The organism is Winogradskyella poriferorum (assembly GCF_050618035.1).
Lineage (GTDB): Bacteria > Bacteroidota > Bacteroidia > Flavobacteriales > Flavobacteriaceae > Winogradskyella > Winogradskyella poriferorum_A.
Genome location: NZ_JBODPY010000001.1, coordinates 148,108 through 159,697, shown reverse-complemented (window position 1 = coordinate 159,697; position 11,590 = coordinate 148,108). Strand labels below are relative to the sequence as shown.

Here is an 11,590-nt window from a genome sequence, read left to right as displayed (position 1 = left end):
AGCTATTTGTTTAGAATATAAAGTATGTCGTAATTACTAAAACGGCTATTATTATACTTACTGTGATAGCGTGCTTCCAAGGCGTAGTATCAATAATATCAGTTTGTTTAGGAATGTATTCATCCTTTTTAGGCCTTAGTTTGCCAAGAATTAGCATCACCAAAATATTAACTACAAACAGTATTCCCATTACATGGAGGTAATGTGGGTAAGCTTCAGCTTTAATAATACTTAATTCTCCTATGTCTGTAATACCATTCGCAATGGCTTGCGCTTCAGCAGCACCTCTAAAATGCGGTTCTAAGAAAATTAGACTTATTAAATAAAGTATAACGCCTACAGACAAAACAAGTTTTGCGCCTATAGCTGGTACTTTTTTGGTATATACGCCTATAAGTACTACCGCAAGGATAGGTACACTTAAGCTACCTAATGATTGTTGAATATAGCTAAACAAACCATCTGGTGCGTTTGCTATAAATGGTGCAATTAACATCGAAATTGCCGCTACAATAAGACCAAACTTTTTTCCTGCTTTTACAGTCTCTTTTTCAGTTGCTTCTTTTTTGAAGTACTGCTTATAAAGGTCGAAACCAAAAAGGGTAGCGCTACTATTTAAAAGACTATTAAAGGAGCTTAATACAGCACCAAATAAAACGGCAGCAAAGAATCCAATAAAGGCCGTTGGTAGTACTTTTTTCACAAGGGCAGGATATGCTTGATCAGCATTCTCCAAGTTACCTTCAAAAACATGCCAAGCAATTATACCTGGTAAAACAACAACAACAGGAATTATAAACTTAACGAAAGCAGCAAGTAACATACCTTTTTGACCCTCTTTTAAGCTTTTAGCTGCAAATACACGTTGCAATATAGATTGATTGGTTCCCCAATAATAAATTTGCGCCAGCATCATACCTGTAAATAAGGTCCCAAATGGAATCGAAGAATCCACAGCTCCTCTCATATTAAATTTATCGGGATTAGTCTCGAATAAAGTACTTAGTCCTTCACCGATGCTTCCATCTCCAATAAGTAAAAGCCCAAAAACAGGAATTAAGAGCCCGCCAATTAATAATCCAATAGCATTTATTAAATCAGATACGGCAACCGCTTTTAAACCACCAAAAATTGCATAAATCACTCCAATGATTCCAATACTCCAAACACAAATCCAAATGACTCCATTTTGGGAAATCCCAAGCAATTCTGGTAAATCAAACATGGTGCTAAAAGCCAAAGAACCTGAGTATAATATTGTTGGTAACAATACAATAGCATAGGCAATTAAAAATAGTAACGATAATAGGGCTTTTGTCTGTTTGTCAAACCGTGTTTCAATAAATTCTGGTATGGTTGTAATACCCGAACCTAAGTATTTTGGGAGTAGGAAAATAGCGCCAAATATTATTGCAATTGCTGCTAGAGTTTCCCATGCCATCACCATTAAGCCCTCCTTAAATGCAGAGCCATTGAGTCCAACAATCTGTTCTGCTGAAAGGTTGGTAAGTAATAATGATCCAGCAATGGTAAGTGCGCCCAAACTACGGCCTGCTAGATAGAAACCGTCTGCTGACGATTCATCTGTTTTACGTGTGGCATACCAAGATATTACGGCCACAAGTCCTGTGAAGCCAATAAATGAAATAATAGATAGCATGAATTTATTAGTTAGTTAGTAATAACTACCAATATATAAAAAAAGCAATTAAGCTATAGGTCTTTTCTTATTGATGTCTTTAAATTATAACCGAAATGCTTTTCGTTAGAATTAAACCTGTTTTGTTTTACTTTTATTCTATATGATAGATAGGAGTTGTAATTTTAAATATTATTAATAAGTTTTATAGTCTACAATGAGTTTTGATAAGTCTTTAAATCAAATAAAAGGGGTAATGCTAAATGCTTATCCAGATAGTATTGGTTATAAATTAAGTGATACTGTTGAGATGCTCAATCTACCAGAACTTAAGGATGCCTTTTCGTTGTTTTATGTCTTACCAACTTTTTTTAATAGTGATTTAGATCGTGGATTTTCTGTAATCGATTATGGAATTAACAAAGATTTGGTTAGCCAAGAAGACATAAAGGAGCTTAATGCTCTAGGAATAGAACTTAAATTTGATATAGTTCTCAATCATCTTTCTGTTGCTTCACCACAGTTTAAGGATTTGCTTAAAAATGGTGAGGCATCAAAATATAAAGACTTCTTTATCAATTGGAATACGTTTTGGAAAGCACATGGTGAAATGAATGAGGATGGTCTTGTAATACCAAAGAAGGCTTATTTTGAAAAACTATTTATGCGTAAGCCTGGTTTGCCTATTCTTAATGTCATCTTTCCTGATGGATCCGAGCAACCTTACTGGAACACATTTTATCAGAAGGTTATATATAATCCAATTACTTCAGCAGACTTAATTTCAATAGAAGGATTTCCTAATGATAAAGCTATTGTACTGACAGAACATATTAATAAACAAATCAGTACTATTGATACTCTTAAGGAGCTGGATGTCCTAGAATTTGAACATTATAAGAATGACATTGTAAATATTCTGAATAAAAACAGAAGTTATTTAGGGCAAATGGATGTTAACGCCAAATCGCCCTTGGTTTGGGAGTTTTATGAGACCACACTAAAGCAACTCAAGGCTTATGGTTGCAGTATACTAAGGCTCGATGCCTTTGCTTATTTGCATAAAGCTATTGGTGAGTCTAATTTTTTTAATGTACCAGGTACTTGGGACTATCTGAGTAGAATAAAGGAAATAGCAGATCGTAACCAGCTTACTTTATTACCAGAAATTCATGCCGAGTATGGTTCAAATTTACACGATGCCGTAGCTTCTAGAGGCTACCACATATATGATTTTTTCTTTCCAGGACTCATTATACATACTATTGAAAATAGCACTAATGTTGCACTATTAAAATGGGCTAACGAAATATTGGCTAATGACTACCATGCCATTAATATGTTAGGTTGCCATGATGGTATTCCTGTTTTAGATTTAAAGGGGAAAGAGATTGACGGTAAGTTTAACGACGGATTGCTAGATGATGATGAAATAGATTCTTTAATGGATTTAATTATTGAGCGAGGTGGAAAGGTGAAAAATCTTTATGGACCGGATGGTAAAAAAATTTCCTATTATCAGGTCAATGCTACTTTCTTTAGTGCGCTTGGAGAAGATTCAAAAAAAATGCTTTTGGCAAGGGTGATTCAATTATTTATGCCAGGTATTCCTCAAGTATGGTATTTAGATTTATTCGAAGGAAAGAATGATTATGATGCTGTAGCAAGAGCAGGAAAAGGTGGCCATAAGGAAATCAATAGAACAACACTTTCTATGAGCGAGATTCACAGTGGACTTAAAAAGCCATCTGTTTTGAAACAGCTAGAATTAATAAGATTGAGAAATACCCACAAGGCATTTGATGGTGAGTTGACCATTCAATCAAAAAATGAAAGTGAGTTCGCTTTCAATTGGAAATACCACGATGCGTTTGCAGAGTTAAAAGTGGATTTGAAATCTACCATTTTCGAAGTTACTCACTCCTAACGAAGCAACATCAATATCTGACCATATAAAACCAAAAAACCCGATTCAAATGAATCGGGTTTTTGATGGTGGTGCCTCCAGGAATCGAACCAGGGACACAAGGATTTTCAGTCCTTTGCTCTACCAACTGAGCTAAGGCACCAGTTGCTTATTAAAGCGGATGCAAATATATATTCAATTTTATTATTCACAAAAAGAAAAATGTAAAATTTGATTTTATAAATTTGCGAGATACACTCCTTTTATGAATCTCATAGTCGATGTTGGTAATACCTTTGTTAAGTTTGCTGTCTTTACTGGTAAGACCATAGAATTTAAGGTGAGTTTTGAGCTTTCCGAATTCAAAAAAAACTTCAAAAAATTAAAAAAAGATTATCCCAGCATCTCACATGCTATAATTTCTTCTGTTGGTAGGCTTAGTGATAAACATGTTGAGCGAATCGAGAAGCATTTTGAGGTTTTAATACTAGATCACAAGCTGAAGTTTCCATTTAAAAATTCATACGCCACACCAAAAACATTAGGCGTAGACCGAATTGCTCTGGTTAGTGCATCTGTAGATCAATATCCCGATAATAATGTGCTTATTATTGATGCTGGTACATGTATAACTTATGATTTTATTACAAACGAAAACGAGTATTTAGGAGGAGCTATTTCACCAGGAATCAGGTTGAGGTACAAGTCTTTAAATAATTTAACTGCGAATTTACCGTTATTAGAAACAAGCCAACCTAAATCAATTATTGGTAACTCAACAAAAGAATCTATTCATTCTGGCGTGATGACTGGCGTAATTAAAGAAATTGATGGTGTAATTGACGCTTACAAAGAGAATCATCAAGATTTAACAGTTATTTTAACAGGAGGTGATGCCAATTTTTTGTCAAACCAATTAAAAAATACCATATTTGCGAATTCAAATTTTCTTTTGGAGGGGTTGAATTTCATCCTAGATTATAATACTTAATAATGATTAAACGTCTGGTTGTAATAGCCATTACAATATTTAGTTCTTGTTCCTTTGCACAACAAGGAACGACTTCACCTTATTCTTTCTATGGTATTGGTAGCCTAAAATTTAAAGGAACTGTTGAAAATAGAAGCATGGGAGGAATAGGTGTTTATTTAGACAGTATCCATGTAAACCTTAGAAATCCTGCCTCTTACGTAGGGAAAAATGTAGATGCCTATCCATTTGACGGAGAAAGTAGACCTGTAAAATTTACCGTTGCTGGGACAATGTCTGACGTTAATCTAAAAAGTAATTCTTCTGAGGTAAAAACTAACTCTTCTACTTTCGATTATCTCGCACTTTCTGTACCTTTAGGTAAATTTGGTTTTGGTTTTGGCTTATTGCCATACACTTCAGTAGGTTATAAATTAGAAGATATTAATGATGACGGTGATTTAACTTACAGATATACTGGAGAAGGTGGTACCAATCGTGTTTTTGCTGGTTTTGGATATCAGATAAATAAAAACCTCGGTATTGGAGTCGACGTAAATTACAATTTTGGTAGTGTTGAGAATTCGGCATTAGCTTTAGAATATACACCTGAAGGCGAATTAGTACAGTATCAAACCAGAGAAAATACGCGTTCTGACCTTAGTGGACTTAATCTAAATATTGGTCTAGCCTACAAAGCCATGGTAACAGATAAGTTAGAGCTATCTGCTACTGCGACTTATGCGCCACAGAGTGAATTAACATCCAATAATGAGAGAAGTTATTCAACTGTTATTTTTGATCAGTTTAGTAATTCTGAAATTGTCAGAAATACATTAGAAGACAATTTGGAGTCTCAAGGACTCGAACAAACGAAGGTGATAATTCCTTCTAGGATGTCTTTTGGAGCTGGTATTGGTAGACCTAAAAAGTGGTTTGTTGGAGCAGAGTATACTTACAGAAATACAAGTGAGTTCTCAAATCCAATATTTAATAACCAAATAAGTAGTTACGAAAATTCGTCTCAATTTGCTTTAGGAGGATTCTATATTCCTAACTATGACGCTTTCTCTGGCTATTTTAAACGTGTTGTATATAGAGCTGGTGTAAACTTTGCGAACACAGGATTAGTTGTAAAAGATGAGTCAATAAATGAGTTTGGCATATCTTTTGGTCTAGGATTACCGATTGGTGAACGCAGTTTATTTTCAAATGCTAACGTAGGATTTGAATTTGGACAGCGAGGAACGACAAATCAGAACCTCATTCAGGAGAATTTTATAAACTTTAATGTAAGTTTATCACTTAACTCGAGATGGTTCCAGAAAAGAAAGTATAACTAACATAAATAATTAAGATGAAGACGAGAATTACATTATTGATGATTGCACTTTTATTGGGCTTCAATTTTACTGTAGCTCAACAAGATGAAGAGTGTATGAACAATCTATCAATATTTGATAGTTATGTGAAGAGTAAAAAATATGATGATGCTTATGGACCTTGGAACATTGTACGTAACAAATGTCCAAAGTTTAATAGAGCAATTTATGCTCACGGAGAAAAAATCTTAAAACATAAGATTAGTAACTCTACAGGAGCAGACCAGGTGGCTCACATAAAAGATTTACTGTTATTATGGGATCAGGCAAGAGAAAATTTTGCTTCTAAATATCCTGTTGGTGAAGTCATTTCTGACAAGGCTCAGTTAACTTACAAGTATAGAAAAGAACTTGGAGCTTCGGGTGAGACCATTTATGAAATGTTTGATAACGCCTTTAAACAAGATGCAGGACATTTTAAAAGTGCTCAAGGTCTATATACTTATTTCTCTTTAGTCGTAGATCTATACGACCTAAAAGTTAAATCTGCTCAGCAAATGTTTGATAAGTATGATGATGTAATCGAACTTATTGAGAACTTAGAAAAGAGCTATACTGAAAAGTTAAACAAGCTTGTTCAAAAAGAAGAAGGTGGCGCAGAATTAACAAGAAAGGAAAAGAGTTATAAGAAAAACTACGAAGCAAACTTAGCAGCGTTCGAAAAGGTAACGTCTAGTATGGATACTAAATTAGGACAAAGAGCGAGTTGTGAAGTGTTGATTCCTCTTTACCAAAAAGATTTTGATCAGAATAAGGAGAATAAAATTTGGTTACAGCGTGCTATGAACAGAATGTATGCTAAAGGCTGTAAAGATGATCCATTATTCTTACAATTAGTAGAACAGAAAAACAGTTTAGAACCAAATGCGGATACGGCTTATTACTTGTACATACTTACAAATGAGCAAAAGTATTTCGATCAAACTATTGAATTAGAGACGGATCCTTTAAGAAAGTCTAAGCTTTATAAGAAGTTGGCAGATGACTTTAGAAAGAAAGGAAGCTACAGTAGAGCTAGACAGTACTTTATGGAAGCTATGAAGTTAAATCCTTCAGATGGTTCACCATACTTAAAAATAGCAAACATGTATGCTAAAAGTGCAAACAGTTGTGGTGATGATAACTTTAGCAAAAGAGCTGTATTCTGGTTAGCGGCAAGTACTGCTGAAAAGGCTGGACGAATAGACGGTAGATTAAAGAAGGCAGCAGCACAAACAGCAACAAGCTACAGAGCAAGTGCACCTTCTAAAGCAGATATATTTACTAAAGGTAATGCAGGACAAACCATTCAGATAGGATGTTGGATTGGACGATCTGTTAAAGTTCCAAGTATTTAATGAATTGGAAACAATTACATATAAAATTAAACTTAGTCACAGTATTAGCTGTGACTTTGTTTTTTTCGTGTAATAATGATTTCGAAGAAGTACAAAAGGTAGGTGTTTTACAAAACCAACCTGTTGGAGAAGCTGAAAATATCGATTTAAAGTATACAGAGGTTGAAGAGGATTCTGTAAAGCTTATGGCTAATTTAATTAGTCCAAAAATGTTAGACTATTCAAATAGAGATTTCTCTTTTTCAGAATTCCCAAATGGTATTGAACTTGTAGTCTATGGTGAAGGGGATAAGGTGACTAAGATTTTTGCAGACTATGCAATAGTGTACAACGATACCGATATAATAGATTTAAGAAAAAATGTTGTGGTGGCTACACCAACCAAAGACTCTCTTTTTACAGAACAGCTTTATTACAATGAAAAATTAGAATGGATTTTCACAAATCAGCCCTTCACTTTAAAACGATTAGTAGGTCCAACAAGAGGTAACGGTTTTGATTCTGATAAGGAATTTAAGAACTTTCAGATGTTAGAAGTTGATGCCGTATTTGAACTCGATAATTAATTATCTTTGTTGTAAATTATAATGAAAATGAAGTTATTGAAATTCTTTCAATTTGCCTATTTAGTTATTGCGGTACTCTTTATATACAAAGGAATATCAGAGTGGAGTAACGACAGAAATAGTGCTTATATAAGTTTCTTCTTCGCGACCTTAGCCGTATTTATGTTCTTTTTTAGACAACACTTCAGAAAAAAATTTGAAGACCGCAATAAGCCTTAAGCCATGGCTTCCGATTTAGTCATAATTGTTGTATCTCTAATACTTTCTGCCTTTTTTTCGGGCATGGAGATTGCGTATGTGTCTTCTAACAAAATACATATTGAGCTCGAGAAAAAACAGGGTGATTTTCTAGGCAATATCTTAGCTAGGCTTACAGCAAAACCCTCAAAGTTTATTGCAACAATGCTAATTGGTAACAATATAGCATTAGTAATTTATGGGCTAAAAATGGGAGATGTTTTGGTACGTTGGTTTCAGTCAATGTTACCAAGTGATAATCTTACCTTGCAGTATCTGCTGGTTGACTTACAACTGCTGTCACAAACGGTTATTTCTACCTTAATCATCTTATTTACGGCAGAATTTTTACCAAAGGTGTTTTTTCAAATTTATGCCAACACTTTATTAAAGGTATTAGCTCTTCCAACCTATATATTTTATCTTATTTTTTCGTGGATTTCAGACTTTGTATTGTGGCTGTCCGATACGGTATTGAATTTTGTTTTTAAAACAAAGGGTGAGGATGTTGTCTTGGCAATGACTAAGCTCGAATTGGGAAATTATATTAGTGAACAGATGGAGTCGGTCGAAGACATGGAAAGTGTTGATAGTGAGATTCAAATATTCCAAAATGCACTCGAATTTTCTGATGTAAAGGCACGTGAGGTTATGATCCCAAGAACGGAAATAACTGCTGTTGAGATTAATGACTCTATAGAAAACTTAACACAGTTGTTTATCGATACAGGTCGAACAAAGATTATAGTGTACAAAGATAATATTGATGATATTTTAGGTTATGTACATGCATTTGAGTTGTTTAAAAAGCCAAAAGATATTGGTTCAATAATTATTCCTGTAAGTTTTGTACCAGAGACCATTTTAATAAAAGATGTTCTGAATATCCTCATTAAAAAGCGTCGCAGTATGACCGTTGTGATTGATGAGTATGGCGGAACAAGCGGTATTATGACGGTTGAAGATATTATCGAAGAACTTTTTGGTGAAATTGAAGATGAGCACGATACTGTTGCATTAAGGGAGGAAGTGCTATCGGAAAATCAATATAGATTTTCAGCACGCTTAGAAGTAGATTACATTAACGAAACCTATAAATTAAACCTTCCAGAGAGCGAACATTATGAAACTTTAGGTGGTCTCATCGTTAATTATGCCGAAGATATACCATCTGTTGATGAGGACGTACAGATTGATAATTTTAAGTTCACTATAGAGGAAGTTTCTTCAACCAAAATTGATGTTGTTTTGCTTAAAATTTTAGAGCAAGATTAATTGTCTTTATCTCCCTTAAAAACTAGGTTTCTCCTTTTATTATTTCTAAGAAAATGCTATTTTCGCAGACTTATTTATAGCAAACAAAGAGACTATGGCAGTTTTAAATAAAATTAGACAACGCTCACTTGTATTAATACTTGTAATCGCAATGGCTTTATTTGCCTTTGTAATTGGTGATTTATTCAAAAATTCTGATGCCTTAACAGGAGGGAATATTGATGTAATTGCAACAGTTAACGGAAAGGATATTAATAGAACAGAGTTTCAGCAAAAAGTTAAGAATTATCAAGATAGATCTGGTGGTAGAACAACATCTACTCAAGCTATGAATGTAATTTATAACCAAGAATTACGTAAAATCTTGTTAGAAACTGAATTTGACGAGTTGGGATTAGGTGTTGAGAAAGATGAAATGAGAGATCTTCTTAAGACAAGTTTTTCTTCATATCCAGAATTCCAGGATGAAAATGGTCAGTTTGATGTAAATAGATTGAATGCATTTATTGCTAATCTTAAAGACCTTAATGGCGATACTGCACCTTTAGGAAACTTCTTGGTAAATTATGAGAGCTGGGCTAATAATGAGCAGACTATCGCAGCGAATGCTGTACAACAGTCTTATTATAATATGATTAAAGCTGGGGTTAATACAACAATTAACGAAGCAGAAAACGATTATTTTGGAGATGCTAAAACTGTAGACGTAAGATACGTTCAGATTCCTTACACTTCAATTGCCGATAGTTTAGTGCAAGTAAAAAAGTCTGATGTAAAAGACTACATGAATAGAAATGAGGATAAGTTTAAAGTAGATGCGACAAGAGAATTGGTTTATGTAGAATTCAAAGAAGAAGCATCACAGGCAGATGAAGATAAAATCAAATCTGATTTAGTAGCCTTAAAAGCTGATCGTTTAGAGTATAATGACAGTAGCAAGAACACAGATACAATTCCTGGGTTTGACAATACTCAAGATGTTGAGGAGTTTGTAAACTTATATTCAGACCTTAAATTTGATGATACTTTCCTTAGAGAAGCGCAACTTCCAGGAGTGGCAAAGGATAGTATAATGCAGTTAAATGTAGGTGACTATTATGGACCATATAAGGATGGTGAGTACTACAAACTTTCAAAATTAATTGAGGTAAAACAATTGCCAGACTCGGTAAAGGTGCGTCATATATTGGTACCTTATATTGGTGGACAGAGAGCAGATGCTACTGTGACTAAAACACCAGAAGAAGCAAAGAAAACTGCAGACAGTATTTTAGCAGAAATTACAAGTGGACGTAAAAAATTCATGGATTTATTAGAGTTATCTTCTGATAAAGTAAGTAATGAGCAAGACGGTGAAATTGAGTTTGCTTACAATGCAGGTATGGCACCTGAGTTTAAGGCTTATGCTTTCGATAATAAGGTAGGTGATGTTGATGTTGTAGGAACGTCTTTTGGTTACCATGTTATTGAAGTTCTAGAGCAAAAGAGCTTTAATAAAACTTATAAAGTAGCAACATTGGCTGATAAAATTGAGCCATCTGATCAAACACTACAAGATGTTTTCAATAAAATGTCGAAGTTTGAAATCGCAGCAAAAGATTCTGATTTTAATGCCTTAGCTAAGGAGCGCGAATTAACCGTTAAGCCAATTACATTTAAAGAATTAGATGAGAATATTCCTGGCTTAGGAAGTCAAAGAGAGATTGTACGTTGGGCCTTTAATGAGGATACAGATGTTGGTGATTATAAAAATTTCCCTGTATCTGGGTTTGGTTTTATTGTGGCTAAATTGGTAGAAAGTAATGATGAAGGTTTAATGAGTGTAGAAGACGCTTCGATAATTGCTTTACCTGAAATTAGAAAGGAAAAGAAGGCACAGATGATCCGCGAGAAACTTTCGGCAACAACTGTAAATGAAATTGCAACAAATCAAAGCCAAAGTCCAAGAACAGCTGCTGCTTTAACAATAAAGAGTACAACTTTATCAGGCGCTGGTGTAGAACCTAAAGTTGTTGGTGCAGCTTTTGGATTATCAGAGGGTGGAACTTCAAAGCCTATAGATGGTGAAAAAGGAGTTTATGTTGTAGAGGTGACTAAAATTAGTGATGCTACTTCTTTAGAAAACTATACAGCAATTATAAACAGATTAAATACAGAGAAGAGAAATTCTGTACAGTCAAAAGTATACCAAGCTTTAGAGAAAGCAGCAGATATCGAAGACAATAGAGCTAAGACTGTTTATTAGTGTTAAACAAATAAATTATAAAAGAAGGCCTTG

General features: G+C 34.2%; 9 protein-coding genes and 1 tRNA gene. 8 read left to right on the top strand and 2 right to left on the bottom strand.

The window, feature by feature from the left end; all coding sequences use genetic code 11:
- Positions 1-10: 10 nt before the first annotated feature.
- Positions 11-1,660 carry a solute:sodium symporter family transporter gene (locus ACRHOC_RS00750; RefSeq protein WP_431156581.1) on the bottom strand — a complete coding sequence of 550 codons (1,650 nt, stop codon included), beginning with the start codon at positions 1,658-1,660 and terminating at the stop codon, positions 11-13.
- 196 nt (positions 1,661-1,856) lie between these two features.
- Here ACRHOC_RS00750 and ACRHOC_RS00745 point away from each other — a divergent pair, with 196 nt between their 5' ends.
- Positions 1,857-3,566, top strand: coding sequence for a glycosidase (locus ACRHOC_RS00745; RefSeq protein ID WP_431156580.1), 1,710 nt, complete (start codon positions 1,857-1,859; stop codon positions 3,564-3,566).
- Positions 3,567-3,632: 66 nt separating this feature from the next.
- Here the strand turns inward: ACRHOC_RS00745 and ACRHOC_RS00740 are convergent.
- Positions 3,633-3,708 (bottom strand) — tRNA-Phe (locus tag ACRHOC_RS00740).
- 102 nt (positions 3,709-3,810) lie between these two features.
- Between ACRHOC_RS00740 and ACRHOC_RS00735 the strand changes: the two genes are divergently transcribed.
- The 7 genes from ACRHOC_RS00735 (at position 3,811) to ACRHOC_RS00705 (ending at position 11,557) form a co-directional block, all read left to right on the top strand.
- The gene (locus tag ACRHOC_RS00735; RefSeq protein ID WP_431156579.1) at positions 3,811-4,536 is read left to right on the top strand and encodes a type III pantothenate kinase; all 726 of its coding nucleotides are present in this window, start codon (positions 3,811-3,813) and stop codon (positions 4,534-4,536) included.
- Positions 4,537-4,538: 2 nt separating this feature from the next.
- Positions 4,539-5,858 carry a hypothetical protein gene (locus tag ACRHOC_RS00730; RefSeq protein ID WP_431156578.1) on the top strand — a complete coding sequence of 440 codons (1,320 nt, stop codon included), beginning with the start codon at positions 4,539-4,541 and terminating at the stop codon, positions 5,856-5,858.
- Between the two features lie 14 nt (positions 5,859-5,872).
- Complete coding sequence (locus ACRHOC_RS00725; RefSeq protein WP_431156577.1) at positions 5,873-7,234, top strand: tetratricopeptide repeat protein; 1,362 nt, start codon at positions 5,873-5,875, stop codon at positions 7,232-7,234.
- A complete protein-coding gene (gene lptC, locus ACRHOC_RS00720) occupies positions 7,234-7,800 on the top strand; it encodes an LPS export ABC transporter periplasmic protein LptC (RefSeq protein ID WP_431156576.1) in 567 nt (188 codons plus the stop codon). Before ACRHOC_RS00725 ends, lptC begins: the two co-directional genes overlap by 1 nt.
- 27 nt (positions 7,801-7,827) lie before the next feature.
- Positions 7,828-8,019, top strand: a complete 192-nt coding sequence (locus ACRHOC_RS00715) for a hypothetical protein (RefSeq protein ID WP_431156575.1) — start codon at positions 7,828-7,830, stop codon at positions 8,017-8,019.
- Between the two features lie 3 nt (positions 8,020-8,022).
- Positions 8,023-9,312, top strand: a complete 1,290-nt coding sequence (locus tag ACRHOC_RS00710; protein ID WP_431156574.1) for a hemolysin family protein — start codon at positions 8,023-8,025, stop codon at positions 9,310-9,312.
- A gap of 94 nt (positions 9,313-9,406) precedes the next feature.
- On the top strand, positions 9,407-11,557 hold the full coding sequence (locus tag ACRHOC_RS00705; RefSeq protein WP_431156573.1) for a SurA N-terminal domain-containing protein: 2,151 nt from the start codon (positions 9,407-9,409) through the stop codon (positions 11,555-11,557).
- Positions 11,558-11,590 lie beyond the last annotated feature (33 nt).